The organism is Flexivirga aerilata (assembly GCF_013002715.1).
In the GTDB taxonomy this organism is placed as follows: domain Bacteria; phylum Actinomycetota; class Actinomycetes; order Actinomycetales; family Dermatophilaceae; genus Flexivirga; species Flexivirga aerilata.
In genome coordinates this window covers 1,528,664-1,553,854 of the sequence record NZ_JABENB010000001.1, presented here as the reverse complement: position 1 = coordinate 1,553,854, position 25,191 = coordinate 1,528,664, and the positions used below count along the sequence as shown (strand labels likewise).

Annotated in this window: 25 protein-coding genes and 2 pseudogenes; 12 read left to right on the top strand and 15 right to left on the bottom strand. The window is 69.3% G+C overall.

Features of this window, described 5'->3' with window-relative positions; translation table 11 throughout:
- Window positions 1-16 precede the first annotated feature (16 nt).
- The gene (locus HJ588_RS07430; RefSeq protein WP_171153576.1) at window positions 17-892 is read right to left on the bottom strand and encodes an oxidoreductase; all 876 of its coding nucleotides are present in this window, start codon (window positions 890-892) and stop codon (window positions 17-19) included.
- 75 nt (window positions 893-967) lie between these two features.
- Between HJ588_RS07430 and HJ588_RS20160 the strand changes: the two are divergent.
- From HJ588_RS20160 to HJ588_RS07415, 4 genes and pseudogenes are all read left to right on the top strand, one after another.
- Window positions 968-1,111 (top strand): annotated as a pseudogene (locus tag HJ588_RS20160) (hypothetical protein); the annotation flags it as partial.
- A gap of 79 nt (window positions 1,112-1,190) precedes the next feature.
- Window positions 1,191-2,750, top strand: a pseudogene (gene nhaA / locus HJ588_RS07425) (Na+/H+ antiporter NhaA); the annotation flags it as partial.
- 31 nt (window positions 2,751-2,781) lie between these two features.
- Complete coding sequence (locus tag HJ588_RS07420) at window positions 2,782-3,294, top strand: VOC family protein (RefSeq protein ID WP_343036691.1); 513 nt, start codon at window positions 2,782-2,784, stop codon at window positions 3,292-3,294.
- A gap of 78 nt (window positions 3,295-3,372) precedes the next feature.
- Window positions 3,373-3,987 carry a class I SAM-dependent methyltransferase gene (locus HJ588_RS07415; protein ID WP_246241775.1) on the top strand — a complete coding sequence of 205 codons (615 nt, stop codon included), beginning with the start codon at window positions 3,373-3,375 and terminating at the stop codon, window positions 3,985-3,987.
- 34 nt (window positions 3,988-4,021) lie between these two features.
- Here HJ588_RS07415 and HJ588_RS07410 read toward each other — a convergent pair whose 3' ends face one another.
- From HJ588_RS07410 to ychF, 4 genes are all read right to left on the bottom strand, one after another.
- On the bottom strand, window positions 4,022-4,129 hold the full coding sequence (locus tag HJ588_RS07410) for a helix-turn-helix domain-containing protein (RefSeq protein ID WP_171155487.1): 108 nt from the start codon (window positions 4,127-4,129) through the stop codon (window positions 4,022-4,024).
- Between the two features lie 75 nt (window positions 4,130-4,204).
- Window positions 4,205-4,546: a HepT-like ribonuclease domain-containing protein gene (locus HJ588_RS07405; protein ID WP_171153573.1), complete on the bottom strand. Its 342-nt coding sequence runs from the start codon at window positions 4,544-4,546 to the stop codon at window positions 4,205-4,207.
- Window positions 4,543-4,986, bottom strand: a complete 444-nt coding sequence (locus HJ588_RS07400; RefSeq protein ID WP_171153571.1) for a helix-turn-helix domain-containing protein — start codon at window positions 4,984-4,986, stop codon at window positions 4,543-4,545. The genes HJ588_RS07405 and HJ588_RS07400 overlap by 4 nt, the downstream gene beginning before the upstream one ends.
- Window positions 4,987-5,183: 197 nt before the next feature.
- Window positions 5,184-6,257, bottom strand: a complete 1,074-nt coding sequence (ychF, locus tag HJ588_RS07395; protein ID WP_171153569.1) for a redox-regulated ATPase YchF — start codon at window positions 6,255-6,257, stop codon at window positions 5,184-5,186.
- A 42-nt stretch (window positions 6,258-6,299) separates the two neighbouring features.
- Between ychF and HJ588_RS07390 the strand changes: the two genes are divergently transcribed.
- Entirely contained in the window at window positions 6,300-7,292 is a 993-nt protein-coding gene (locus HJ588_RS07390; protein ID WP_171153567.1) for a DUF389 domain-containing protein, read from the top strand.
- 52 nt (window positions 7,293-7,344) lie between these two features.
- Window positions 7,345-8,568, top strand: coding sequence for a DNA recombination protein RmuC (locus HJ588_RS07385; RefSeq protein ID WP_171153565.1), 1,224 nt, complete (start codon window positions 7,345-7,347; stop codon window positions 8,566-8,568).
- Window positions 8,569-8,604: 36 nt separating this feature from the next.
- Here the strand turns inward: HJ588_RS07385 and HJ588_RS07380 are convergent, their stop codons facing one another.
- The 3 genes from HJ588_RS07380 to HJ588_RS07370 all read right to left on the bottom strand — a co-directional run bounded on the left by HJ588_RS07380 (window position 8,605) and on the right by HJ588_RS07370 (window position 12,138).
- Window positions 8,605-9,660, bottom strand: coding sequence for a 4-hydroxy-3-methylbut-2-enyl diphosphate reductase (locus HJ588_RS07380; protein WP_171153563.1), 1,056 nt, complete (start codon window positions 9,658-9,660; stop codon window positions 8,605-8,607).
- A 265-nt stretch (window positions 9,661-9,925) separates the two neighbouring features.
- Complete coding sequence (locus HJ588_RS07375; protein ID WP_171153561.1) at window positions 9,926-11,179, bottom strand: alpha/beta fold hydrolase; 1,254 nt, start codon at window positions 11,177-11,179, stop codon at window positions 9,926-9,928.
- Window positions 11,176-12,138, bottom strand: coding sequence for a phosphotransferase (locus tag HJ588_RS07370; RefSeq protein WP_171153559.1), 963 nt, complete (start codon window positions 12,136-12,138; stop codon window positions 11,176-11,178). Before HJ588_RS07370 ends, HJ588_RS07375 begins: the two co-directional genes overlap by 4 nt.
- A 414-nt stretch (window positions 12,139-12,552) precedes the next feature.
- On the opposite strand from HJ588_RS07370, the gene xseA reads away from it, so the two are divergent.
- Together xseA and HJ588_RS07360 are read left to right on the top strand one after the other, a co-directional pair.
- Window positions 12,553-13,782, top strand: a complete 1,230-nt coding sequence (gene xseA / locus HJ588_RS07365) for an exodeoxyribonuclease VII large subunit (RefSeq protein WP_171153556.1) — start codon at window positions 12,553-12,555, stop codon at window positions 13,780-13,782.
- A 9-nt stretch (window positions 13,783-13,791) separates the two neighbouring features.
- Complete coding sequence (locus HJ588_RS07360; protein WP_171153554.1) at window positions 13,792-14,058, top strand: exodeoxyribonuclease VII small subunit; 267 nt, start codon at window positions 13,792-13,794, stop codon at window positions 14,056-14,058.
- A gap of 3 nt (window positions 14,059-14,061) precedes the next feature.
- On the opposite strand, the gene HJ588_RS07355 is transcribed toward HJ588_RS07360, so the two are convergent.
- Window positions 14,062-14,745, bottom strand: a complete 684-nt coding sequence (locus HJ588_RS07355) for a DUF4245 family protein (RefSeq protein ID WP_171153552.1) — start codon at window positions 14,743-14,745, stop codon at window positions 14,062-14,064.
- Window positions 14,746-14,889: 144 nt separating this feature from the next.
- On the opposite strand from HJ588_RS07355, the gene glpX reads away from it, so the two are divergent.
- Entirely contained in the window at window positions 14,890-15,894 is a 1,005-nt protein-coding gene (gene glpX / locus HJ588_RS07350; protein ID WP_171153550.1) for a class II fructose-bisphosphatase, read from the top strand.
- Complete coding sequence (locus HJ588_RS07345) at window positions 15,894-16,823, top strand: PfkB family carbohydrate kinase (RefSeq protein WP_171153548.1); 930 nt, start codon at window positions 15,894-15,896, stop codon at window positions 16,821-16,823. Before glpX ends, HJ588_RS07345 begins: the two co-directional genes overlap by 1 nt.
- A 56-nt stretch (window positions 16,824-16,879) precedes the next feature.
- Here the strand turns inward: HJ588_RS07345 and HJ588_RS07340 are convergent, their stop codons facing one another.
- The 6 genes from HJ588_RS07340 to HJ588_RS07315 form a co-directional block, all read right to left on the bottom strand.
- Window positions 16,880-17,347 carry a YbaK/EbsC family protein gene (locus HJ588_RS07340; RefSeq protein ID WP_171153545.1) on the bottom strand — a complete coding sequence of 156 codons (468 nt, stop codon included), beginning with the start codon at window positions 17,345-17,347 and terminating at the stop codon, window positions 16,880-16,882.
- A gap of 4 nt (window positions 17,348-17,351) precedes the next feature.
- Window positions 17,352-18,071: an SDR family oxidoreductase gene (locus HJ588_RS07335; RefSeq protein WP_171153543.1), complete on the bottom strand. Its 720-nt coding sequence runs from the start codon at window positions 18,069-18,071 to the stop codon at window positions 17,352-17,354.
- 62 nt (window positions 18,072-18,133) lie between these two features.
- Window positions 18,134-19,396 carry an ABC transporter ATP-binding protein gene (locus tag HJ588_RS07330; protein WP_171153541.1) on the bottom strand — a complete coding sequence of 421 codons (1,263 nt, stop codon included), beginning with the start codon at window positions 19,394-19,396 and terminating at the stop codon, window positions 18,134-18,136.
- Between the two features lie 43 nt (window positions 19,397-19,439).
- A complete protein-coding gene (locus HJ588_RS07325; RefSeq protein WP_246241774.1) occupies window positions 19,440-20,300 on the bottom strand; it encodes a carbohydrate ABC transporter permease in 861 nt (286 codons plus the stop codon).
- Window positions 20,301-20,306: 6 nt separating this feature from the next.
- Window positions 20,307-21,257 (bottom strand): carbohydrate ABC transporter permease, encoded by a 951-nt coding sequence (locus HJ588_RS07320; protein ID WP_171153539.1) that lies wholly within the window; start codon window positions 21,255-21,257, stop codon window positions 20,307-20,309.
- A 37-nt stretch (window positions 21,258-21,294) separates the two neighbouring features.
- Entirely contained in the window at window positions 21,295-22,566 is a 1,272-nt protein-coding gene (locus HJ588_RS07315) for an extracellular solute-binding protein (RefSeq protein ID WP_343036625.1), read from the bottom strand.
- Between the two features lie 196 nt (window positions 22,567-22,762).
- On the opposite strand from HJ588_RS07315, the gene HJ588_RS07310 reads away from it, so the two are divergent.
- Window positions 22,763-24,442 carry a fumarate hydratase gene (locus tag HJ588_RS07310; RefSeq protein ID WP_171153535.1) on the top strand — a complete coding sequence of 560 codons (1,680 nt, stop codon included), beginning with the start codon at window positions 22,763-22,765 and terminating at the stop codon, window positions 24,440-24,442.
- A complete protein-coding gene (locus HJ588_RS07305) occupies window positions 24,439-25,068 on the top strand; it encodes a carbonic anhydrase (RefSeq protein WP_171153532.1) in 630 nt (209 codons plus the stop codon). The genes HJ588_RS07310 and HJ588_RS07305 overlap by 4 nt, the downstream gene beginning before the upstream one ends.
- Window positions 25,069-25,191: the final 123 nt, after the last annotated feature.

Genomic DNA, 25,191 nt, shown 5'->3' with positions numbered 1-25,191 from the left:
CCGGTCCCGCGGGCGGCTAGTCCGCGAGCGGCCCTTCCAGCTCGGCGATGTCGGCGTCGGTCAGCCGCACCTGGGCGGCGGCGATGTTCTCCTCCAGGTGCGCGACCGACGAGGTGCCGGGGATCAGCAGCACGTTGTCGGCCTGCTGCAGCAGCCAGGCGAGGCCGACCTGCGACGGCGTGACGCCGAGCCGGGCCGCGACCGCCTGCACGGTCGGGTCCTCGGTGACCTTCGGCATGTTGGGGAAGGCCGAGCCGAGCGGGAAGAACGGCACGTAGGCGACCTTCCGCTCGGCACACAGCTGCAGGGTGGCCTCGTCGTCGCGGAAGAGCAGGTTGTAGGCGTTCTGCACGCAGACGGCGCCGGCGTCGATCGCGACGCGTGCCTGCTCCGGCGGCACGTTGCTGACGCCGAACGCCTCCAGCAGACCCTGGTCGACGAGTTCCCGCATGGCCGCGAGCTGTTCGTCGAGCGGCACGTAGTCCTCCGCGGCGATCTCCTCGCGCGGCATCACCCGCAGGTTGACCACCGGGAGGCGCTCGACGCCGAGCTCGCGCAGGTTGTGCCGCACGTCGTCCTGCAGTTGCTCCGGCCGCTGCGCGGGCAGCCAGGCACCGACGTCGTCGCGGCGGGCGCCGACCTTGGAGACCAGCACCAGGTCGTCGGGGTAGGGGTGCAGCGCCTCGCGGATCAGCTCGTTGGCGACGTCCGGGCCGTAGAACTGGGCGGTGTCGATGTGGTTGACGCCGAGTTCGACGGCGCGCCGCAGCACCGCGAGCGCGGCGTCCCGGTCGCGCGGCGGTCCCATGACTCCCGGCCCGGGCAGCTGCATCGCGCCGTAACCCATGCGGTGCACGTCGTGGCCGGCCAGGGGGAAGGTGTCGTTCGTCATACGCACACCACAGCACACCTGCGCCGGTGAGGCGAGGGCGACTCCCCCGGCCGGTCGTCCACCTAGACTCCCGGCATGGCGCGGACCGATCTCGGCACCACCTCCGAACGATCACCGGGCAGCGGGCTGGCCCAGATCCCGCGCGCCGCCCGCCACTACCTGTCGACCGAGGCGGGCAGCGCCGGATTCCTGCTCGCGGCCGCGGTGATCGCCGTGGCCTGGGCGAATTCGCCGTGGTCGCACAGTTACGAGTCGCTCTGGGAGACCACCGCCCGGCGTGCGCATCGGGTCGGCCGGCATGGAGCACGACCTGCATTTCTGGGTCAACGACGGCCTGATGGTGCTGTTCTTCCTCGTCGTCGGCCTGGAGGTGCGCCGCGAGTTGTCGATGGGCGAGCTCACCGACCGGCGACGGATCGTGGTGCCCCTCACTGCCGCGCTCTGCGGCATCCTCGTGCCGGCCGCGATCTACCGGGCGATCAACTCCTCGGGTGACGCCGCCGCCGGATGGGGCACGGTGATCGGCACCGACACCGCGTTCATGCTGGGTGCGGTCGCCCTGCTCGGGCCCAGGTGCCCCGGCCAGTTGCGGCTCTTCCTGCTGACCCTGACCGTCTTCGACGACATCGTCGCGGTCAGCATCATCGGTGTCGTCTACTCCGAGAACAACTACCTACCAGGCCTTTTCGGCGCACTGGCGTGCGTCGTGGCGCTGCTCGTGCTCGACCGGCTCGGCGTCTGGCAGACCTGGCCGTATGCCGTGGCGATCCCCCTGCTGTGGCTCGCGACCGTCCGGTCCGGCCTGCACCCGTCGATCGCCGGGATGGTCGCCGGCCTGCTCGTCCCGGCGTTCGGCCCGCGCCGCAGCGACGTCGACCGGGCCGTGCAGCAGTTCCGGGCGTTCCGGCAGTCGCCGATGCCCGATGTCGGCCATGCCGCGACGACCACGCTGCGGCGCGCGGTGTCGGTCAACGAGCGGATGCAGGTGCGCATGCACCCGTGGACGAGCTACCTGATCGTCCCGGTCTTCGCGCTGGCCAACGCGGGCGTCGACCTGCGGGGTGGGGTGCTGCAGGACGCGCTGCGCTCCCCGGTCACCTGGGGCGTCGTCGCCGGTCTGGTCATCGGCAAGCTCGTCGGTGTCGGCTTCGGCGCGATCGGTGCGGTGCGGCTGCACTGGGGCCGGCTGCCGGAGGGCGTCAGCCCGTCGCAGGTGCTCGGTGGTGCCGCGATGTCCGGCATGGGCTTCACGGTGTCCCTGCTGATCATCGGGCTCGCGTTCGACTCCGAGGAGTTGCGCCGCGACGCCACGGTCGGCGTGCTGCTGTCCGCCGTCTTCGCCGCGCTCGTCGGCGGCCTGATCTTCCTGGTCTCCAGCCGGGTGCTCGGGCACCACTACGCGACCCTGCCGGTGAGACTGGACAGACCGGTCGACCCCGAGCGGGACCACATCCGCGGAAACGTCGACGCGCCATACACATTGGTGGAGTATGGCGATTTCGAGTGCCCCTTCTGCGGCCGCGCCACGGGCATGCTCCGCGACCTGCGCGAGGAGTTTGCGGGTGAGCTGCGCTACGTCTTCCGGCACCTGCCGCTCGTCGAGCCGCACCCGCACGCCGAGCTGGCCGCACACGCAGCGGAGGCCGCGTCGCTGCAGGGGAAGTTCTGGCCGATGCACGATCTGCTCTTCGCCCACCAGGACGAGCTGACGACCGACGACCTGATCGGCTACGCCGCCGAACTCGATCTCGACGTCGAGCAGTTCCTCGCCGACCTGCAGTCGCCCGAGGTCGAGCTCCGGGTGCTGGAGGACGCTCGCAGCGCCGACGCGAGCGGTGCGCACGGCACCCCGACGTTCTTCGTCGGCGACCGCCGCCACATCGGGGCGTATGACGCAGCGACCCTCGCCGCCGAGCTGCGCGCCTCGGGCCGGTCGTCGGCGCGGGCCGCCATACGCTGCAGGCATGACAGTGCGCATGAACAACGTCGGCATCGTCGTCGAGGATCTCACCGCAACCGTCGAGTTCTTCCGCGCGCTCGGGCTCGAGCTCGAGGGCCGGATGATGGTCGAGGGCGAATGGGCAGGCAGGGTAACGGGATTGGGCGATCAGCAGGTCGAGATCGCGATGATGGTCACGCCGGACGGGCACAGCCGTCTGGAGCTGTCGCGCTTCATCGAGCCGGCCGTCGTCGCCGACCACCGGCGGGCGCCGGTCAACGCGCTGGGCTACCTGCGGGTGATGTTCGAGCTCGACGACCTGGACGCCGCGCTCGCCCGCATCGAGCCGTATGGCGCAGAGCTGGTCAGCACCGAGGTCGTCCAATTCGAGGACGTCTACCGGCTCTGTTACGTCCGTGGACCCGAGGGCATTCTCGTCGGGCTGGCCGAGGCATTGCGCTGAAATCGCCTACAGATCATGGTGATTCGAGCGATATCTGGTTCGCGCCACGGCGCGTGGGCGGCGAACGCACTGCGCCGAATGAATGATCGGCACCCGTGGAGCCACAACGACGTTTTCCACACCTGGATCACCACACAGTTGCCTGATCACCGTGCGGATGCGCTGGACGTCGGGTGCGGCCGCGGTGAACTCCTCGCCGTGCTCGCCGAGCGCTTCGAGCGCGTGCACGGGACCGACGCCGACGCCGAGATGCGCCGGGTCAGCGCGGCACGGTGCGCGGGTCTGCCCAACGTCACGGTCGACGCGACGCAACTTGACGACATGCCGGCCGAAAGCGCCGACCTCGTGACGATGATCGCAGTCCTGCACCACCTCGACCTCCGCACGGCGCTGCTGCAGGTGCACGAAATCCTGCGCCCCGCAGGCAGATTCGCGTGCGTCGGCCTAGCCCGCCCCGAAACGTTCAACGACCACGCCTGGGAGGTCGCGTCGATGGTGACCAACCCGATCATCGGCTTTGCGCAGCATCCCTGGGCCGCGCCGGAGCCTCCTGACCGGGAGCCGTTTCCGGTGCGCGACCCGCAGGTGACGTTCGGCGAGTTGCGGTCGGCACTGGCTGACGTCATGCCGGGCGCGCAGCTGCGCCACCGACTCGGCTTCCGCCATACGATCGCCTGGTCGAAACCGGGCTGACCCGCGGGCGATCCGCCGGTCGATGAGCGTCGATTCAGCGCGGGCCGCTCAGCCCGCGGGGCGTCAGTAAGTATTCAACCAGCGGCGGCACCACCGGCTGCGCCTCCCGAGCCACGAAGCCGTCGGCGACCGGCGTGCGCAGGGTTTGGGCGCCGGCCTCCCCCGCTAGGCGTTGAACCGGAACTCTCCACGTCCCGTAGCCGAACCACCTCTGGCATCACTCAAGGTGGTCCAATGACTCGATATAGCGCTTGATCGTCGGCAGATCACCTACCAGTGTGGCCCAGACGGCTCCATAGTCCGTCCCTTCGTAGTGATGCGCCAAGCGATCGCGCATGCGCTTCATGCGAGACCAAGGCACCTCGGGGTGTCGGTCGGTCGTGTCAGCTCCCAAGCGGGCGACGTTTTCACCGATCTTGATGATCAACGACTCCGCCGCCAAGCCCGGCACGTTGTCGGGGTCGCCGACATACCATTCATGACCACGAGCCACCAAACCAGCGCCGACATCGCACAGGCGCGCGATCTCTCGCAACGCCGCTGCGTCCCGAGGCGTCATACGGCAACGGCCGTGGTCAGCAACTCGTGGTCGGCGCGCAGGCCGCCATCGGTCACCACGTCGACCTCGACTCCGAGCAGTTCCGTAGCCCTTTCGGTGAACTCGGCCAACGCCATCAGACCCACGCCGGGAGAGCGTGCAACCAGGATGTCGAGATCACTTCCCGGCCCGTCGGTGCCGCGCACGACAGATCCGAAGACGCGTAGGTTAGTGAGTCCGAAGGACTCGGCCAGAGTCACCAGCTCACGCCTGTGTGCGGCCAAGGCCTCGTGCGGAAGCGGACGAGCGGCCCGGTGCAGCCGCTCCAACATGGCGGCAGAGGCGCTGCGCCTGCCGGCCTCATAGGCCGCGATGTTGGGCTGCGCAACTCCCGACCGGGCAGCCAGCTCTGCTTGGCTCAGCCCGGCCGCCTCTCGCAGCCGTCGTACGACGTTCGTCACGCGACCATCATATCGCGTGATATGGATGGGTGGAGTTACGGGCCGCCGTTGAGCGCTGTCGCGCTTGAGCGCACCAGTGCGCCCGCCACGGCGACTACGAGCCGGGCATCAACGACACCCTGGGATACCTCGACGAGATGACGAAACGCCGCGTTGCCGAAGTAGACTACGTGAGCGACGACTTCGCTCCATGGCAATCAGACGTTAAACCGGAACTCCACCACGTCGCCGTCCTGCATCACGTAGTCCTTGCCCTCCATGCGCGCCTTGCCGGCGGAGCGGGCCTCGGCAACCGAGCCGAGCGCGATCAGGTCGTCATACGAGATGACCTCGGCCTTGATGAAGCCCTTCTGGAAATCGGTGTGTATCACGCCGGCCGCCTGCGGAGCCGTCCAGCCGCGCCGGATGGTCCAGGCCCGCGTCTCCTTGGGGCCGGCGGTCAGGTAAGTCTGCAGTCCGAGGGTGTTGAAACCCTTGTGCGCCAACTGGTGCAGGCCGGACTCAGTGGCGCCGAAGCCCTGCAGCATCTCCAGGGCTTCCTCGTCGGACATGTCGGTGAGGTCCATCTCGAGCTTGGCGTTGAGGAAGATCGCCTCGGCGGGGGCGACCAGCGCCTGGAGCGACGCCTGAAGGTCCTCGTCGGTCAGCTGGTCCTCGTCGACGTTGAAGACGTAGAGGAACGGTTTGCCCGTCAGCAGCCCGAGCTCCTTGATCGGCGCCACGTCGAAACCCTTGGCGAAGAGCGTGTCCCCGGCTTCGAGGATCGCCTGCGCAGCCTGCGCCGCCTCGAGCACCGATTTGTCGGTCTTTTTGCCCTTGACCTCCTTGTCGAGACGCGGCAGCGCCTTCTCCAGGGTCTGCAGGTCGGCCAGGATCAGCTCGGTGTTGATGGTCTCCATGTCGGACTCGGGCGACACCTTGCCGTCGACGTGCACCACGTCGTCGTCGTTGAAGACCCGGATCACCTGGCAGATCGCGTCGGCCTCGCGGATGTTGGCGAGGAACTTGTTGCCCAGCCCCTCACCCTCGGACGCCCCGCGCACGATGCCGGCAATGTCCACGAACGACACGGTCGCCGGGATCGTCTTCTCCGACCTGAAGACCTCGGCGAGCTTGCCGAGCCGCTCGTCGGGCAGCGGCACGACGCCGACGTTGGGCTCGATCGTCGCGAACGGGTAGTTTGCGGCGAGCACGTTGTTCTTGGTCAGTGCGTTGAACATGGTCGACTTGCCGACGTTGGGCAGGCCGACGATTCCGATGGTGAGTGCCACGAGGTCAAGAGTCTAAATGGTGATTGCTCGTAGTCTGCACTCATGCTCGTGCACCTGCGGCTGACCGTGCCGACCGACCTCGCGCAGCCCGTCACACACCTGCTCGAGCACCACGAGTGCGTGACGAACCTCGTCATACTCCGTGGTGCCTGCGTGGACCCGAAAGGCGACCTGATCGAGTGCGACGTCGCCCGGGAGACCGCGAGCGAACTGCTCGACTCACTCACCAAGCTCGGTCTCGGCGAGCAGGGCGGCATCGTGCTCAGCCGGCCGTCGAGCACACCCTTCAAGCGGGCCGTCGAGCTCGAGGAGGCCGCCCCCGGCGAGCCGGACGACGCGGTGATCTGGGACGCGGTGCTCAACGACGCCGAGGACGCCAGCCAGCCGACGCTGTCCTTCTACCTCTTCCTGCTGATGGCGACGATCCTGGCGGCGATCGCGGTGATCACTGACTCCGCCGTGCTGGTCGTCGGCGCGATGGTCGTCGGCCCGGACTTCGCGGCGGTGGCGTCGATCTGCACCGGCATCGTCTTCGCCCGCTGGCATCTCGTATGGCGCAGCGCCCGGCTCCTCCTCGTCTCGTTCGCCTTCGCGATCCTCGTGGTCGCGCTGCTGGGGCTGATCGCGCGCGGCACCGGCCTCATCACCCCCGCCGACGTGACCGCTCCGCGCCCGCAGACCGGCTTCATCTGGCACCCGGACGTCTGGTCGTTCCTCGTGGCGCTGGTCGCCGGGTCGGCCGGCGTGCTCGCCATGTCCACCGACAAGACCTCGGCGATGGTGGGCGTCTTCATCTCGGTCACCACCGTGCCGGCCGCGGGCAATCTCGCACTCGGCCTCGCCACCTGGGAACGATCGGAGATCGCCGGCTCGGTGCAGCAGCTCGCGGTCAACCTGGCCGGGATGATCCTCGCCGGCGTGACCACGCTCGCGCTGCAGCGGGTCGGCTGGCACCACGTGATGCGCTACAGCGCGCGGCTGCTCGGCCGTGGCCCGTCCCGGCCGCGCCACCCCCACTACATGCGCCGCGGCTGACCGGGCGGGGTGTGATCCCAACGGTGTCAGACCTCTTTGGCAGGCTGCCCGCATGATCGTTTTCCTGCTCGGCCTGGCTGTCGGGCTCGTCGTCGCCGGCGGCCTGTGCTGGGCGCTGCTGCGCCAGGTGTATGCCGCGAGGTCCGTCGCCGTCAGCACCGAGCGGGACCTGCTGCGCGAGCGCGTGGTCGACCTCGAGTCGGCGGTCGCCGACGACCAGCAGACCGCGGCCGTGCTGGCGCCGCTCGGCGCCGCACTGGACCGGGTGGAGCGCCAGGTCGCCACGCTCGAGCGGGACCGGGTCGAGCAGTTCGGCGAGCTGGGCGAGCGACTCGCCGAGGTCGGCCGGGTGACCGGCCAATTGCACCGGGAAACAAGCGGACTCGCCGGCGCGCTGCGTTCGTCGTCCACCAGCGGCACCTGGGGCGAGGTGCAGCTGCGGCGGGTGCTGGAGCACGCCGGCATGCTGCCGCACTGCGACTTCGATGAGCAGGTGTCCGCGGTGAGCAGGCACGACGCGCGCGTGCGACCCGACGTGCTGGTGCGCCTGCCCGGCGACCGGGTGCTGGTGATCGACAGCAAGGCGCCGGTCCGCAAGTTCCTCGACGCCCAGGCGGTCGACCTGCCTCCTGCCACTCGCGACGAGTTGCTCGACGACCACGCCCGCGCCCTGGTGCGCCACATCGACGGTCTCGCCGCCAAGGACTATTGGAGCGCATTCGTCGACACCCCGCAGATGGTGGTCTGCTTCCTGCCCGCCGACGCGATGCTCGCCGCCGCCCTGCGCCAGGACCCGTCGTTGCTGGACCGGGCGATGGCCCGCAAGGTGGTGCTGGTCTCCCCCGGCAGCCTGCTAGCCCTGCTGCGCACCACCGCCTATGCGTGGCAGCAGGACAGCCTGGTCCGGGGCGCGCGCGAGTTGCTGGTGCTGGGCCAGCAGCTCTACGAGCGGCTCGGCACGCTGGGGCGTCATACGACCGGGCTCGGGCAGTCGCTCTCCAAGTCGGTAGAGGCCTACAACGCGATGGTCGGGGCGCTGGAGTCGCGGGTCTTCGTCACCGCCCGCAAGCTGCACTCCCTCGGGGTCGTCACCGACGCGCCGGCCGCGCCGGTGTCCCCGGTGGAGAAGGCGCCGCGGCCACTCACCGCGCAGGAGTTGATCGACGCGCTCGATGAGGAGGTCGAGCGCCCCATGCTCGACTTCGGGACCACCGCCGGCGACCGCGGCGCCTTCTCCGGCGACACCGACACGACCGGCGAGCGCGACGCCGGATAGTGCGCTTGGGTCGTGCGCTTCGGGCGCTTCGGGCGCTTAGTGCAGCGAGCCCGCGTCGTGCCGGACCTGGCCGGAGTCGTCCGAGCCACGGGCCTTGAGGTCGCGGCGGAGCTCGGTCGGCAGGGCGAAGAGCAGGCTCTCCTCGGCCGCTGTCACCGACGCGACGTCGGTGTAGCCGCGCTGCGCGAGGAAGTCGAGCACGTCGCGCACCAGCACCTCGGGCACCGACGCACCGGACGTCACGCCGACCGTGGTCACGCCGTCGAGCCACGACTCGTCGATCTCGTCGGCGTAGTCGACCAGGTGCCCGTCCCGGGCGCCATGCTCCAGCGCGACCTCGACGAGGCGCACCGAGTTGGAGGAGTTGCGGCTGCCGACGACGATCATCAGGTCGGTGTCGGGTGCCATCTGCTTGACCGCCAGCTGGCGGTTCTGGGTGGCGTAGCAGATGTCGTCCGACGGCGGGTCCTGCAGCTTCGGGAAGCGCTCGCGCAGTCGGCGCACGGTCTCCATCGTCTCGTCGACCGACAGCGTGGTCTGCGAGAGCCAGACGACCCGGTCGGGGTCGCGGACCTCGATCGTGTCGACGTGGTCCGGCGACTCCACCAGCACGATGTTCTCGGGCGCCTCGCCCGCGGTGCCGATGACCTCCTCGTGACCGTCGTGGCCGATCAGCAGGATGTCGAAGTCGTCACCGGCGAAGCGCCGCGCCTCGCGGTGCACCTTGGTGACCAGCGGGCAGGTGGCGTCGATCGTCTTGAGCGACAGCGCCTTCGCCTCGTCGTGTACGACGGGCGCCACGCCGTGCGCCGAGAAGATCACCGTCGCGCCCTCGGGCACCTGCTCGGTCTCGTCGACGAAGATCGCGCCGCGCTTCTCCAGGGTGGTCACGACGTGCTTGTTGTGCACGATCTGCTTACGCACGTAGACCGGCGGCCCGTAGAGGTCGAGTGCCTTCTCGACGGTCACCACCGCCCGATCGACGCCGGCGCAATAGCCGCGCGGCGCGGCCAGCAGCACCCGCTTGCCGTCGGACGCGTCACTGCCGCCGGTGGCGGCGTCGTCGGTGCCGGTCGGAAGCACGGAAGTCATGCACCCATGCTAAGCGTCACCGCTGCGCACCCACATCGGCACCGTCGGGCGACGCCTCCGACACCTCCGACACCTGCGACGACCCCGACCACTCGCGAGGGCCGAGCCGTCACCGCCGGAATCGGACTTGCCCCGCCGCGAAGCGCAACCTGGTTGCGCCGGACGCAACCAGGTTGCGCGACGCAGCGCAGACCATCCCGTTCCGACGGCACGATCCGGTCCCCGCGCGACTCATCCCGCCCCGAGGGCACGATGCAGTCCCCGCTCAGACCTTCCCGTCGAGCATCTCCAGCAGCCGGCCCACGACCGCGCCGCTGCGGAGGCCGTCGTGCTCGAACTCGTTGGTCACCCACGGCCGCACGTTGCCCACCCGGCGGGCAGTGTCGATCGAGAGGTCGGCATCGACATACATGTCGTCGAAGTAGACGGCGGCGACGACCGGGACCTCGTTGTCGGCGAGCCGCCGCGGGTCGTAGAGCGGTGGCCAGTCGGTCTCGGCGAGCAGGTCGGCGGCCTGCGCGAACGGCTGCAGCAGCGTGATCTGGTCGAACATCCAGCGAAACATCGTCTCGCCGGTGAAGAGCAACGGGTCGGCATCGGCGGCGAACTCCGGGCGTGCCGCGAGCGCCTTGTCCGCCGCCCAGCCGGTGGGTTTGCCGGGAGCGCCGTAACAGAACTCCTGCAGCGCATAGATCGGTCCCGTCGCATAGGAGGTCGTGCCGAGCACGGCCTCACGGAAGCGGTCGGAGATCTCGGCACCGTCCCAGGCCGTCTCGAGCAGCCAGTGCACCTGCTCGAAGCCGTAGCTCATCCCGAAGACACTGCCGAGCAGCCGCAGTCGCTCCGGCGTCAGGCGTGAGCCGTCCGGCAGCAGCACCTCGTTCGCCGCGAGGTAGTCGGCGAGGCGGCGCACCAGGGCACGGTCCTGCGGGTAACGCCGGTAGTACTCGGCGTTCTTGCGCGCGATCCGCGGGAAGGTGTGGGCGTAGACGTCGTCCGCGCTGGCGTCGATGCCGGCGAGCCCACCGGTGACCAGGCAACCCGCGAGCCCCTCGGGTGCCTGCGACAGGTAGGTCAGCGTGATGAAACCGCCGTAGCTCTGCCCGAGCGTCTTCCACGGCTTGCCGCCCGCGACCTGCTCGCGGAAGATCTCCGCGTCGGCGACGATGCTGTCGGCCCGGAAGTGCTTGACGTATGCCGCGAGCTCCTGCGCCGACATGCCGGCCGTGGACCGTGCGGTGAGCGGCGTGGACAGCCCGGTGCCCCGCTGGTCGAGCAGCAGCAGTCGATGGGTCTTGGTCACCTCGCCGATCCAGCCCTCGGCCTTCATCGGCCGCGGCCCCTCACCGCCCGGCCCGCCCTGCAGGAAGACCATCCACGGCAGGTCGTCGTCCTGCTTGTCGACCGCGACCACCTCGCGCGCGTAGACGTCGATCTTCCGTCCGCCCGGGTCCGCGTGGTCCAGCGGCAGCTGGAGGAGATGGTCGGTCAGCGCGAGCCCCGGGATGCGAATCGTCATGTGAGGGAGCCTAGTTCGACCGCCCGCACCCGGTGCAGGAGAGCGCTCAGATCGGGAGTCGTGCGCAGCAGGGATCCGACGCGCGCCGACGCGAAGTCGTGATGCGCGGCCGCCGCCGGGTCGCGCAACCAACCGACCATCTCCGCGAGCAGATTGAGTCGGATATTGACCGCGGACGCGAAAACCTCTGCACCCCAATCGATTTCGACTCCACCCGCGGCACGATATGCGGCCAGCACGTCGCTGGTCAGCTCGACGTCCGAGAGCCGATCGAACAACTGCACTCCCAACTCCCGTGCCGGATCCTGCGGGCCGACGTTGTCCCAATCGATCAACACCCGACCGGAACCGGTGTCCAGCACGTTGCCGACGGTGAGGTCGTTGTGCGACACGATCAGTGCACCCACCGCGGCCGCGGACGACCAGGCAGCCAACTCGGCGAAGTCCTGCGTGCGGCGGTGCAGGTCGGTCGCCCACTCCGCGTCGGCCGCAATCGCCCGGTCCGCGAGCGCCGGCCAGTCGACGCGGCAGCGGGCGTAGAACGGGTCGAGCTCGGCATCCCAGTCCGGGGCCTGCCCGAGGCCATGTATGCGACCGGTCTGGGTGGCCAGCCAGAGGGCGGCGGCGCGGTCGTTCGGGGAGGGCACGACACCGTCGATCCACGCGGCAAGCTGCCACCAGGCGCCGTCCGGATCACGGGTGAGCAGCTGCCCCTCGACGTCCCGCACCGCCGCGGGTGCCGGGACGCCGACGGCACGGCAGCGCTGCGCGAACCGCTCGGAGAAGTCCGCGTGCGGCAGCCACGACTCGTCACGCAGGTAGCGTTTGGCGGCGAAATCGCCTATCACGCAACGCAACCGATACACCTCACCCATCGCGCCGCGTGCCGCCGGGATCAGCTCCGTCACGTCGCCCAGCCCGTACCGGCCGGCGAGCCAGCGTCCGTCGGGTTCGCGCACCCGCCGACGGTAGCGAAACCCGGCGCACACCCCGCAACCGTCGCGACTTGTGCACGCCCTGGGCCCGAAGCACGTGCGCACCCCGCAACCGTCGCGACTTGTGCACGCCCTGGGCCCGAAGCACGTGCGCACCCCGCAACCGTCGCGACTTGTGCACGCCCTAGGCGCGAAACCCGTGCGCACCCCGCAACCGTCGCGACTTGTGCACGCCCTAGGCGCGAAACCCGTGCGCACCCCGCAACCGTCGCGACTTGTGCACGCCCTAGGCCCGAAACACGTGCACACCCCGCAACCGTCGCGACTTGTGCACGCCCTAAGCCCAAAACACGTGCACACCCCGCAACCGTCGCGACTTGTGCACACGCGCCTCGTGCTCGCGCGGCGGCCGTCACCGGCCCGGCATACGCTGACCACATGAGCACGCCCCTGCCCGAACGCGCCGCGGACACCACGGCCGAGACGCCTTGGCCGGTGCGCACGCTGTCGCTGAAGATCAGCGACTACGTCGCCAAGATGTCGCCGCTGTGGGTCGAGGGGCAGATCGTGCAGCTCAACCGCCGGCCGGGCGCACCCACCGCCTACGTCACGCTGCGCGACACCGAGGTCGACATGTCGCTGTCGGTCACCGTGCACGTCAACACCCTCGACGCCATGGGCCCGGGGCTGCAGCAGGGCGCCCGCGTGGTCGTGCACGCCAAGCCGACCTTCTGGACCAAGCGCGGCACGCTGCACCTCGATGCGCGGCAGATGCGGCCGGTCGGGGTCGGCGACCTGCTCGCGCGCCTGGAGCACCTCAAGCAGCTGCTGCGCAGCGAGGGGCTCTTCGACATCTCCCGCAAGAAGCCGCTGCCGTTCCTGCCGCACACCGTCGGCCTGATCTGCGGGCGCGCGAGCGCAGCGGAGAAGGACGTCGTCGAAAACTCCCGACGCCGTTGGCCGGCCACGAGATTCGAGATCCGGCAGGTGGCGGTGCAAGGCCCCGGCACGGTCGCCGAGGTCACCGCTGCGCTGCAGGAGCTGGACGCGGCACCGCACGTCCAGGTCATCGTCATCTCGCGCGGGGGCGGCGGCTTCGAGGACCTGCTGCCCTTCAGCAACGAGTCACTGGTGCGCGCGGTGTCGGCCGCCCGCACCCCGATCGTGAGCGCGATCGGCCACGACGAGGACACCCCGCTGCTCGACTTCGTCGCCGACATGCGGGCCTCCACCCCCACCGACGCGGCCAAACGCATCGTGCCCGACCTCGCCGAGGAGCAGCAGGGGCTGCAGGCGTTGCGCGCGGCCGGCGCCCGCTCCCTGCACCGCCACCTCGACCTGGAGCGCCGCCACCTGCAGCAGCTGCGCAGCCGCCCCGTGCTGGTGGCGCCTGCGACGATGGTCACCACCCGCCGCGCGGAGATCGACACGTTGCGCGAGCGCGCGGCATACCGGCTAAGTCACCGGCTCGAACGCAGTCACGACCGGGTCACCCACCTGCGCGAGCAACTGCGCGCCCTGTCACCTCTGCAGACCCTCGAACGCGGCTACGCGGTCGTCCGGCACGCCGAGGGCGAGATCATCACCGACGTCGCGGCCGTCGAACCCGACGAGCTGCTCCGCGTCACCGTGGCGACGGGCGACTTCGCCGTCCGACCGGTGTCCTAGGTTGACCGTATGACGAGCGACCCCGCAGCCACCGGGCCCGACGACGAGCCGGCCGACTCCGCCGACGAGTTCGCCGACATCGCCGAGCTCGGCTACGAGCAAGCCCGCGACGAGCTGGCCTCGATCGTCGCGCAGCTCGAGACCGGCGCCGCGACCCTGGAGGAGTCGATGCGGCTCTGGGAGCGCGGCGAGGCGCTCGCCGCGCACTGTCAGCAGTGGCTGGACGGCGCCCAGCAGAAGATCGACGCGATGACGCAGGAGCCGGACGACGCCTGAGGCTCAGCCGGCCGACGCCGGTGCGGACGCCGACGACCCCGATGACGCCGACGACCGGGGCGTGGCGAGCGCGCTCGCACTGAACGGTTTGACGGTCGCCGCAAACCCCTGCAGCTGCGTCCAGTCGCCGGTGCCGGTCACCACGGTGGTCAGGCCACCGAGCGGGGCGGCGCGCACCAGGCTGCGCTGCTCGCCGTCCGAGCGCTCGATCTTCGTCCACTGCCCGCCGGCGATCGCGACGGTCCCCTTGTCCGCGCCCGACCCGGTCTGCGCCTTCACCCAGCCGGCGTTGCCATCCTTGGTCTGCAACACCGCGGCGTAACCGTCGCCCGGCGCGTCATACCCGGCCTGCCAGGTCGGCGGCACACCGCTCTGCGTGCGCAGTCGCACATTGACCGGCGACCATCCCGCCGGCAGGCCGTCGGCCACGGCCGGGTCCCAGTGCTGCTGTATGCCGATCTCGCGCGCGATCCCGCCGACGTCCGCGACGGGGCGGGTCACCTTCTCCTGCCGCGGCACGAACGCCCACCACGCGAGGCAGGCGAGCGCGACGACGACGGCCGAGATGACCATGTTCTTGGCCGACCCCATCCCCCGACGCTGCGGCTGCGGCGGCGTCGCCGGTTCCCCGGTGGGCGCGGCGGGGTCGGGGTTCGACGGGTCGGCAGGCGTGCTCGGGGTGGTCACCTGTCCATCGTCGCAAACCGTTGCCGCCCGCGGCGCGCTCGGGCCGTCCGGCCGCCGGCCGGAGTCCCCGATAGAGTCGCGGAGAACCCATCATCGGCGCCCAGCGGCCCCACCGGCCTCAAGCGGCTCTACCCAGGAGGACTCATGTCCGACGACGCCATCAGTCCCGAGGCCCCCGACCGCAACCTGGCCCTCGAGCTCGTCCGGGTCACCGAGGCGGCGGCGATGGCCGGTGGCCGCTGGGTGGGCCGCGGCGACAAGAACGGCGCCGACGGGGCCGCGGTCGCCGCGATGCGGCACCTGATCTCCTCGGTCTCGATGGACGGCGTCGTCGTCATCGGCGAGGGCGAGAAGGACGACGCGCCGATGCTCTTCAACGGCGAGCGGGTCGGCGACGGCACGGGCCCCAACGTCGACGTCGCGGTCGACCCGATCGACGGCACCACGCTCACCGCGAAGGGCATGACGAACGCCGTCTCGGTCATGGCCGTCAGCGAGCGCGGCTCGATGTACGACCCGAGCGCGGTCTTCTACATGGACAAGCTCGCCGTCGGCCCGGAGGCCGCCGACGTCGTCGACATCCGGCTGCCGGTCGCCGAGAACATCAAGCGGGTCGCCAAGGCCAAGAACGGCAGCGTCTCCGACGTCACCGTCGTGCTGCTGGACCGACCGCGGCACGAGCAGCTCGCGCAGGAGATCCGCGACGCCGGCGCGCGCATCCGCTACATCTCCGACGGCGACGTCGCCGGGTCGATCATGGCCGCCCGGCCGGACACCGGCATCGACCTGCTGCTCGGCATCGGCGGCACTCCCGAGGGCATCATCAGCGCCTGCGCGATGAAGTGCCTCGGCGGCACGCTGCAGGGGCGCCTGTGGCCCAAGGACGACGAGGAACGCCAGAAGGCCATCGACGCCGGGCTCGACCTCGACGCCGTGCTGTCGACCGACGACCTGGTGCGCAGCGACAACTGCTTCTTCGTGGCGACCGGCATCACCGACGGCGAGCTCCTGCGCGGCGTGCGCTACCGCGCCGGCGGAGCGACCACCCACTCGCTGGTGATGCGCTCCAAGAGCGGCACGATCCGATCCATCGAGGCGCACCACCAGCTGTCCAAGCTGCAGCGCTACGCCGGCTCGCAGTTCAGCTGATGAGCGACTCCCCCGCCCGCACGCTCGTCGTCGGCGAGGCACTCATCGACGTCGTCCACCACCCGGCGGGCGCGGTCGAGGAGCACGTCGGCGGCAGCCCGCTCAACGTCGCCATCGGCCTCGCCCGGCTCGGCCACCCCGTGCGTCTCGCGGCATACCTCGCGGACGACCGCTACGGCGAGCTCATCCAGCAGCAGCTCGCGGACGCCGACGTCGACCTCGTGCCCGGCAGTCTCAGCGCGTCGCACACCCCGTCCGCCAAGGCGACCCTCGACGAAACCGGCGCTGCCACCTACGAATTCGACCTGACGTGGGACCTGCCCTACGAGTTGCCGACCGACACCAGTCACTTCCACTCCGGCTCGATCGCGGCCGCGCTGCAGCCGGGTGCGTCCGTGGTCGCCGAGGCGATGCTCGCGTCCCGGGAGCACGCGACGGTCTCGTTCGACCCCAACCCGCGGCCCACCCTCATCGGCGCCGCGCACGAGGTCCGCGCGCAGCTGGAGCAGCTCGTCGGCTACTCCGACGTGGTCAAGGCCAGCGACGAGGACATCCACTGGCTGTATGGCGATGACGCGGACCTGCGCCAGGTGCTCGCGTTGTGGGGGCAGCTCGGCCCCTCGATGGTGCTGGCCACCCGCGGCGGCGACGGTGCGCTCGTGCACGTCACCGCCACCGGGGAGACCGAAACCGTTGCCGGAGAGAAGGTTTCGGTGGTCGACACGGTCGGCGCCGGCGACTCCTTCGAGTCGGGGCTGCTCTCCGGGCTGCTGGACGCCGGACTGCTCGGCGGCACCGACGCCCGTGCCCGATTGCGCGCCGCGACCCTGCCGGACCTGTTGCCCGCGGTGCAGCGCGCGATCCAGGCGTCGGCGATCACCGTCTCGCGAGCGGGCGCCAATCCCCCGACCCGCGCGGAGCTGTCCTGACCGACGGCGCAGGCTGACCGACAACGAAGGCCACCGCCAACGCAGACCGGCCGCGCTCAGCCGGCCTCGGTCACGTCCGCGACGGTCGCGTCGAGCACCCGCACCACGTCGGCCGCGTCGACGGTTGCCGCGACGCCGTGACCGCCACCGCCGATCGACACCGTGCCGCGCACCCGCTCGTCGGCGACCACCGGCCAGGCACGCAGCGACCCGAAGGGCGTGATCGTGCCGCGCTCGTAACCGGTCACGTCACGGGCCGTCGCGGCATCGGGCATCGAGAGCCGGGAGACCCCGAGCAGGTCGCGCAGTTTCGGCCAGGCGATCTGCCGGTCCCCCGGCACCAGCACGAAGAGGTAGTCGTCGTCGCCGCGGCGCACGACCATCGTCTTGACGATCTGCGCGGGCTCGACGCCGCGGGCTGCAGCCGCCTCCGCAAGCGACTTCACCGGCCCGTGGCGGGTGATCGTGTGCGCGATGCCGGACGCTTCGAGGGCCTGTTGCACCCGCTGCTCGCCGTCGGTCACCGCGTCAGTCCTTCCGCTGGTTGGTCGCCGCCGGCGCGGGCCGGATCGAGATCGTCTCGTAGGTGGCGTCCGGCGACGCGGTGATCGCGGTGCGCACCGCGACGGCGACCGACTCCGGCCGCAGGAACTCCGCGGCGTTGTAGTCGCGGCCCTCCGCCGCCACGAGTTCGCGCTGCATGTCGGTGTCGACCCGGCCCGGATGCACCGAGCAGACCCGCACACCGCTCGGCCGCAACTCCTCGCGCAGCACGTCGGTCAGTGCGGTGAGCGCAAACTTCGACGCCGGGTAGTGGCCGCCCTCGCCGTTCGCGCGCAGACCCGAGCCGGAGTTGACCATCACGATCGTGCCCTGCGCCGCGACCAGCGCGTCGAGCAGCAGCCGGGTCAGGTCGGACACGGCGATCACGTTGACTTCCAGCACTTTCCGCCAGAGGTCGCGGGTCGACTCGGGCGTGGACACGCCGACCGCGACGCCCGCGGAGTGCACGAGGCCGTCGAGGCGGGTCAGGCCGAGCGCCTCGACCGCCGCGTTGGTCGACGCCTCGTCGGCGATGTCGGCGACGAACGGCCGGGCGGACGGCAGCTGCTCACACACCGCGGCGACCTCGTCGGCCGACCGGCCGCCGATCAGCAGATCGTGGTCCGGGGCCAGCGCGTGGGCGACGGCACGGCCGATGCCGCGCGTGCCGCCGGTGATCAAAACTGTGGGGCGGGGATTCGTCATACGTCAAACGTATGACGAACCTCCCGCCCCACGGTCAGAACCCCGAGAGATGGGGCGACCGATCAGGCCGATCTCTCGGCCTGCGACGCCTCGCGCGCCTTGGCCCGCTCCAGGGCGGCCTTGCGCATCTTCTCCGAATCCGCAGCGATCTCAGCGGCTTTGGCCTCGTCGCGGGTCAGGCTGTCACCCGTCTCGGGGTCGAAGACCTGCATCACCGCCGGGTCGAATGCGAGCTCCGCCTCGTCACCCTCGAGCACCCGCGACCGGGCGTCGAGGTTGACCACCAGCTGGGTGCGCATGCCCTCACCGTCGAGGTCGCGGTCGAGCTCGTCCAGCTGCTGCTGCACGGACGGGTCCGCGTCATACGGGATGTAGGCGTACTGCTCGTTGCCCAGCCACTCGGTCTGGTCGACGACCGCGTTGAAGTGCACCGAGTGCTGCGGTGCGGTCTCGACGGTCGCGTCCTTCAAGTGCTCGGGACGCAGACCGACGATCACCACGTCCTTGCCCTGCACCTTGGCCGCGAGATCCCCGCCGATCGGCACGTCGACGAACGGCAGCTTCAGGGTGTTGCCGTCCACCCGGGCCGGCAGGAAGTTCATCGGCGGCGAGCCGATGAAGCCGGCGACGAAGAGGTTGACCGGCTGTTCGTAGAGCTCGCGCGGCGACGCGATCTGTTGCAGCACACCGCGTTTCAGCACCGCGACCTTGTCGCCGAGGGTCATCGCCTCGGTCTGGTCGTGGGTGACGTAGACGGTGGTGATGCCGAGTCGGCGCTGCATGCGGGCGATCTCGGTGCGCATCTGCCCGCGCAGCTTGGCGTCCAGGTTGGACAGCGGCTCGTCGAAGAGGAACGCGTCGGCGTCGCGCACGATCGCCCGGCCCATCGCCACCCGCTGCCGCTGACCGCCGGACAGGTTGCCCGGCTTGCGGTCCAGATGCTCGGTCAGCTCCAGCATGCCGGCGGCGTCCTCGACCTTCGACTTGATCTCGGCCTCGCTGTGCTTGCCCTTCTGCAGCCGCAGCGGGAACGCGATGTTCTCGAAGACCGACAGGTGCGGGTAGAGCGCGTAGTTCTGGAAGACCATCGCCAGGTTGCGGTCCCGTGGCGCGAGGTCGTTGACCCGCTTGTCGTTGATCATCAGGTCGCCGGAGGTGATGTCCTCCAGCCCGACGATCATGCGCAGCAGGGTCGACTTGCCCGAGCCGGACGGCCCGACCAGGATGACGAATTCGCCGTCCTTGATGTCCAGGCTGACGTCGTTGATGGCCGGGAATCCGTCGCCGTACTTCTTGACGATGTGTTCGAGGTTGATCGTTGTCATGTTGCGAATCTCCTTGTCCTGGAGTGCGTATGGCGGGAGGGCCTCAGCCCTTCACCGCACCTGAGGTGAGGCCGGTGACGATCCGCCGCTGGAACACCAGCACCAGGATCACGACGGGAATGGTGACGACGACCGCTGCCGCGCAGATGGCTCCGGTCGGCTGCACGAACTGGCTGGCACCGGTGAAGAAGTTCAACGCCGCCGGCACCGTCTGCGCGTTCTGGGCGGTCAGGTTGGAGGAGAAGACGAAGTCGTTCCAGGCGGTGAAGAAGGCGATGATCGCCGTGGTGAAGACGCCCGGTGCCGCGAGCGGCGCCACCACCTTCACGAAGGCCTGCCAACTGGTCGCTCCGTCGACCTGCGCCGCCTGCTCCATCTCCCACGGGATCTGCTGGAAGAAGGCCGACAGCGTCCAGATCGACAGCGGCAGGGTCAGCGCCAGATAGGGGATGATCAGGCCGGGGAGCGTGTCGAACAACCCGACCTGCCGCCACAGGTTGAACAGCGGCGTCACCATCGCGATGACCGGGAAGAACGACACCGCGAGCGAGGTGGTGAGGATCAGCTTCTTGCCCGGGAAGTCCAGCCGCGAGATCGCGTAGGCACAGAACGTCGCGAGCGCGACGCTGATGACGGTCGCGACCACACAGACGATGATCGAGTGCCACAGCGCCGGCACGAACAGGTCAGACGCGCCGCCGGAGAAGATCAGCTTGTAGTTGTCCCAGCTGATGTCCTTCGGCCAGAAGTTGCCGAGCACGTTCTGCTTCGGATCGGCAAGCGCCGCATCGGATTTCAGCGATGTCGCGACGATCCACAGCAGCGGGATGATCGTCCAGATCATGATCACGATCGAGACGATGCCGAGACCGTTCTTGGTCTTGTTGCTCATGGTGGTGTCCATTGCGGATCAGCTCCTCCCGCTCGTCGTGAGGTCGACCTTGAAGAGTTTGACGAAGATGAACGCGATGATCAGCACGATCACGAAGAGCAGCACGGCGAGCGCCGAACCCATCCCGATCTCGACGCGGCTCACCGTCTCGGTGCCGACCAGCATCGACAGTGTCGTGGTCTTGTTGGCGCCGCCGGTCATCACGTAGGGGTTGTCGTAGATGCGCACCGCGTCGAGGGTGCGGAAGAGCAGCGCGACCATCAGCGCGGCCTTCATGTTCGGCAGGATCACCTTGGTGAAGCGCTGCCACCAGGTGGCACCGTCGACCTTCGCCGCCTCCTCCTGCGCCGAGTCGACCTGCGCCAGACCCGCGAGCAGCAGCAGCGACATGAAGGGCGTGGTCTTCCAGATCTCCGACAGGCAGATGATCACGATCGAGGAGAACCAGCCGCCGAACCAGTTGAACTGCTCGTCCCACGCCCCGAAGGTCAGGGTGTGCAGCCAGTGGTTGAAGAAGCCGGTGTCGATCTGTGCGGCGTACTTCCAGGAGAACGCCGACACGACCGTGACGATCGCGTAGGGAATGAGCACGATCGTGCGCAGCGTGCGCCGCGGCCAGACCACCTTGTTCATCACCATGGCGATCGCCATACCGAGCACCAGCTCGACGATCAGGGTGATCACCACGATCGCAAAGGTGGTGCCGAACGCCTGCCAGAAGAGCGGGTCGGAGAGCGCGGTGATGTAGTTCTGCAACCACACCAGCTTGCGGGCCGACGGGTCGGTCAGCCGGTAGTTGAACAGCGACAGGTAGACCGCGTAGCAGATCGGGTAGAGCGTGACCAGCAGCATGATCACGAAGGCCGGGCCGGCCAGCTTCCAGCCGAGGTTGCGCTCGGCCTTGGCCCGGTCGGACAGGTGCGCTGCTTCCGCCGAGGTGACCTCGGGTTTGGTGTCAACGGTCGTCATGCCTGGCCTCCGTTCAGGTCCTCGAATCGGTCGTCACTCATAGCAGCGCCTTCCCCTTCAGCACGTCGAGGATGAACGTCTGGGTCTTCGCCGGCGTCTGCTGGTTGACCGAGCTCGGCGGGCTCCACTTCTCCTGGATGGCCGTCGAGATGTCACCCCAGTACGGCGTCAGCGGCCGGGCCTCGGCCTGGTCCAGCGACTTGCGGATGGTCTCGGCGATGCCGTTCGGGAAGGCCTTCTTCACCTCGGCGGTGTCGTAGGAACCCTTCCGGCTCGCCGGGTTGCCCGACGCGGCCATGTAGTCGGCCTGGTGCTTCTCGTCGGTGATGCAGGCCGCCGCCTGGTAGGCGACGTCCGGGTGCCGGCTGTCCTTGCCGACCGCCAGCTGGATGCCGCCGTACGGCGGGCGTGCCTCCTTGCCGGCGACGGTCTGCGGGTAGGTCGTCGCGGCGACGTCCGCCTTGTCCTTGCCGGTGTAGGCGCCGTAGGTGTAGGGCCAGTTGACCAGGAAGCCGCCCACCGGGCTGATGAACAGGTTGAGCGACTCGGTCTCGGTCGCGCTGCCCATCGCGGGGCCGCCGACGCCGGTCGAGGCGACCTTCTGGATGACGGCGGCGGCGTCCTTGCCGGCCTGACTGTTCAGGCCGAGCTTGATGTTCTCGTAACTGGCGTTGGGGTTCTCGACGATCTTGCCGCCCGCGCCGGCGACCAGTGCGTTGATCCACACCGCGTAACCCTCGTAGAGCGAGGCCTGGGTGCCGATCTGCATCTTGGTCTTCTGCGCCCCGGCGATCAGCTGGTCCCAGGAGACCGGCTTGCTCATGTCGAGACCGGCCTTCTGCGCGACCGACTTCTTGTACCAGAGCAGCTGGGTGTTGGACCAGAACGGCACCGACATGAGCTTGCCGTCGTACGTCGAGGCGTCGATCGAGGACTGCACCCGGTCCTGTTTGAAGGTCGCCTCCATGCTCTGCGGCACCGGCGCGAAGTAGCCGGCCGAGGCGAACTCGCTGACGAACGCCGGGTCGACGCTCATCAGGTCCATCGTCTTGTCTCCGCCGGCGAGCCGGCGCAGCAGCTGGATCCGCTGGTCGCTCGCGGAGTTGGGCAGCAGTTGCACCTTGATCTGATACTTGCCGCCGGAGGCGTCCGAGCACTCCTTGGCGAGTTGCGCCTGGCCGCCCTTGGTGGCGTCGGCGTTGCCGATGTCGGGGTTGATGTACCAGGTGAGCTTCGCCGGTCCGGAGCCGCTGTCGCTTCCACCGCACGCGGCAAGACCGGTGGCCGCCATGACCATCGCGGCGGTCACCGCGATGCCACGGCGGGGTGGCCTTATACGTTTCATATGCCTTCGCTCCATCGGGTATGTGAGCTGTTACACGTTGTTCACGGTCTACACCCGATGGGGCCCGGCTGTCTTGTCAACGGTCCGGACTGCGCACAAACGGTTACCGGGCCCGCATTACCCTGAAATCCCCTCTCACCCGCAAGGAGTAGCGCGCCCCATGGCCGAGTTCGCCTACGAAGACCTGTTGCCGCTCGGCGACGACGACACCACCTACCGCAAGCTCGGCGACAGCGGCGTGCGGACGGTGAGCGGCCCGGGCGGCCGCACGTTCCTGGAGATCGACCCCGAGGCGCTGCGGCTGCTCACCGACACCGCGATGCACGACATCGCGCACTACCTGCGCCCGTCGCACCTGGCGTTCCTGCGCACGATCCTCGACGACGACCAGGCGAGCAACAACGACAAGTTCGTCGCGCTCGACCTGCTCAAGAACGCCGGCATCGCGGCGGCGGGCGTGCTGCCGATGTGCCAGGACACCGGCACCGCGATCGTCATGGGCAAGAAGGGCTCGCAGGTGCTGGTCGACGGCACCGCCCCGGACGAGGAGTCGATCGCCCGCGGCGTGTATGACGCCTACACCCGGCTCAACCTGCGCTACTCGCAGATGGCTCCGGTGACCACCTGGGAGGAGAAGAACACCGGCTCCAACCTGCCCGCGCAGATCGAGCTGTATGCCGACACCGCCCTGGGCCACGAGAACACCTACAAGTTCCTCTTCATGGCCAAGGGCGGCGGCTCGGCCAACAAGTCCTTCCTCTTCCAGGAGACCAAGGCGATCCTCAATCCCGAGTCGATGATGAAATTCCTCGACGAGAAGCTGCGCGGCCTCGGGACCGCGGCCTGCCCGCCATACCACCTGGCGATCGTGATCGGCGGCACCAGCGCCGAATTCGCTCTGAAGACAGCCAAATACGCCAGCGCCAAATATCTCGACGAGCTCCCGACGAGCGGTGACGCGGCAACCGCCCACGGCTTCCGCGACGTCGAGCTCGAGGAGCAGGTGCTGGAGCTGACCCGTAACTTCGGCATCGGGGCGCAGTTCGGCGGCAAGTACTTCTGTCACGACGTGCGCGTGGTGCGGCTGCCCCGGCACGGCGCGTCCCTGCCGGTCGCGATCGCGGTCAGCTGCTCGGCCGACCGGCAGTGCCTGGGCAAGATCACCCCGGAGGGCGTCTTCATCGAGCAGCTCGAGACCGACCCGGCGCGCTTCCTGCCCGACACCACCCACGAGGACCTCGAGGGCGGTGACGTCGTCGAGATCGACCTCAACCGGCCGATGGACGAGATCCGCGCCGAGTTGACCAAACACCCTGTCAAGACTCGACTTTCGCTCACCGGGCCACTCGTCGTCGCACGCGACATCGCGCACGCGAAGATCAAGGAGCGCCTCGACGCCGGCGAGGAGATGCCCGACTACCTCAAGCAGCACGCGGTCTACTACGCCGGGCCGGCGAAGACGCCCGACGGCTACGCGTCGGGTTCCTTCGGTCCGACCACCGCGGGCCGGATGGACTCCTACGTGGAGCAGTTCCAGGCCGCGGGAGGCTCGATGGTGATGCTCGCCAAGGGCAACCGCAGCAAGCAGGTCACCGACGCGTGCAAGGCGCACGGCGGTTTCTACCTCGGCTCGATCGGCGGCCCGGCCGCGCGATTGGCGCAGGACTGCATCAAGCACGTCGAGGTGCTGGAATACCCGGAGCTCGGCATGGAAGCGATCTGGAGGATCGAAGTGGAGGACTTCCCCGCATTCATCGTCGTGGACGACAAGGGCAACGACTTCTTCGCCGCGACCGCCAAGCCGGCGGCGTTCACCATCTCGACCCGGCCGGGCCTGTGAGCACCGCCGCGGAGCCGACTCCGCAGCAGGCGTGGGACGAACTCGTCGCGGGCAACCACAGGTTCGTCACCGACGACGTCCGGCACCCCAACCAGGACATCGCCCGCCGGCACCTGCTGGAGGCCGGCCAGAAGCCGAAGGCGATCCTCTTCGGCTGCGGTGACAGCCGGGTGGCGTCCGAGATCATCTTCGACCAGGGGCTGGGCGACCTGTTCGTGGTGCGTACGGCGGGGCACATCATCGACAACGCGGTGCTCGGCTCGATCGAGTTCGGCGTCGGCGTGCTCGGGGTCCCGCTGATCGTGGTGCTCGGCCACGACTCGTGCGGTGCGATCAAGGCGACCCTCGACTCGGCGCAGAGCGGGGACATGCCGGGCGGGTTCGTGCGCGACATCGTCGAGCGGGTGATGCCGAGCGTGATCAGCGGCCGCGGGCACGGGCTGACCACGCCCGAGGAGTTCGAGGCCGAGCACGTGCGGGCGACCACCGGCCTGCTCACCGAGCGGTCGATGATGATCCACGACGCGGTGCAGCAGGGGCGGCTCGGCATCGTCGGCGCGACCTACCACCTGCGCGAGGGCTCGGCCTCCGCGGTGAACGCCCTCGGTGCGGTGACCGTCGCCTGACCCTCCGGGCGGCAACGATTTCCGGACGTTTTCCGGGTGATCTCCACGATTCACCGGTCCGCATGCTGGATATGGGAACGGAATTCTTCGTTTTCTCTCCACATCGGCACGACTCGCGCGTAC

What these genes read in the sequence shown, in the direction of transcription:
- HJ588_RS07430 (WP_171153576.1), bottom strand. Translation starts at nt 892, where the DNA reads ATGACGAACGACACCTTCCCCCTGGCCGGCCACGACGTGCACCGCATG.
- HJ588_RS07420 (WP_343036691.1), top strand. Translation starts at nt 2,782, where the DNA reads ATGACGCAGCGACCCTCGCCGCCGAGCTGCGCGCCTCGGGCCGGTCGT.
- HJ588_RS07415 (WP_246241775.1), top strand. Translation starts at nt 3,373, where the DNA reads ATGAATGATCGGCACCCGTGGAGCCACAACGACGTTTTCCACACCTGG.
- HJ588_RS07405 (WP_171153573.1), bottom strand. Translation starts at nt 4,546, where the DNA reads ATGACGCCTCGGGACGCAGCGGCGTTGCGAGAGATCGCGCGCCTGTGC.
- HJ588_RS07390 (WP_171153567.1), top strand. Translation starts at nt 6,300, where the DNA reads ATGCTCGTGCACCTGCGGCTGACCGTGCCGACCGACCTCGCGCAGCCC.
- HJ588_RS07385 (WP_171153565.1), top strand. Translation starts at nt 7,345, where the DNA reads ATGATCGTTTTCCTGCTCGGCCTGGCTGTCGGGCTCGTCGTCGCCGGC.
- HJ588_RS07380 (WP_171153563.1), bottom strand. Translation starts at nt 9,660, where the DNA reads ATGACTTCCGTGCTTCCGACCGGCACCGACGACGCCGCCACCGGCGGC.
- HJ588_RS07375 (WP_171153561.1), bottom strand. Translation starts at nt 11,179, where the DNA reads ATGACGATTCGCATCCCGGGGCTCGCGCTGACCGACCATCTCCTCCAG.
- xseA (WP_171153556.1), top strand. Translation starts at nt 12,553, where the DNA reads ATGAGCACGCCCCTGCCCGAACGCGCCGCGGACACCACGGCCGAGACG.
- HJ588_RS07360 (WP_171153554.1), top strand. Translation starts at nt 13,792, where the DNA reads ATGACGAGCGACCCCGCAGCCACCGGGCCCGACGACGAGCCGGCCGAC.
- glpX (WP_171153550.1), top strand. Translation starts at nt 14,890, where the DNA reads ATGTCCGACGACGCCATCAGTCCCGAGGCCCCCGACCGCAACCTGGCC.
- HJ588_RS07345 (WP_171153548.1), top strand. Translation starts at nt 15,894, where the DNA reads ATGAGCGACTCCCCCGCCCGCACGCTCGTCGTCGGCGAGGCACTCATC.
- HJ588_RS07335 (WP_171153543.1), bottom strand. Translation starts at nt 18,071, where the DNA reads ATGACGAATCCCCGCCCCACAGTTTTGATCACCGGCGGCACGCGCGGC.
- HJ588_RS07330 (WP_171153541.1), bottom strand. Translation starts at nt 19,396, where the DNA reads ATGACAACGATCAACCTCGAACACATCGTCAAGAAGTACGGCGACGGA.
- HJ588_RS07325 (WP_246241774.1), bottom strand. Translation starts at nt 20,300, where the DNA reads ATGGACACCACCATGAGCAACAAGACCAAGAACGGTCTCGGCATCGTC.
- HJ588_RS07320 (WP_171153539.1), bottom strand. Translation starts at nt 21,257, where the DNA reads ATGACGACCGTTGACACCAAACCCGAGGTCACCTCGGCGGAAGCAGCG.
- HJ588_RS07310 (WP_171153535.1), top strand. Translation starts at nt 22,763, where the DNA reads ATGGCCGAGTTCGCCTACGAAGACCTGTTGCCGCTCGGCGACGACGAC.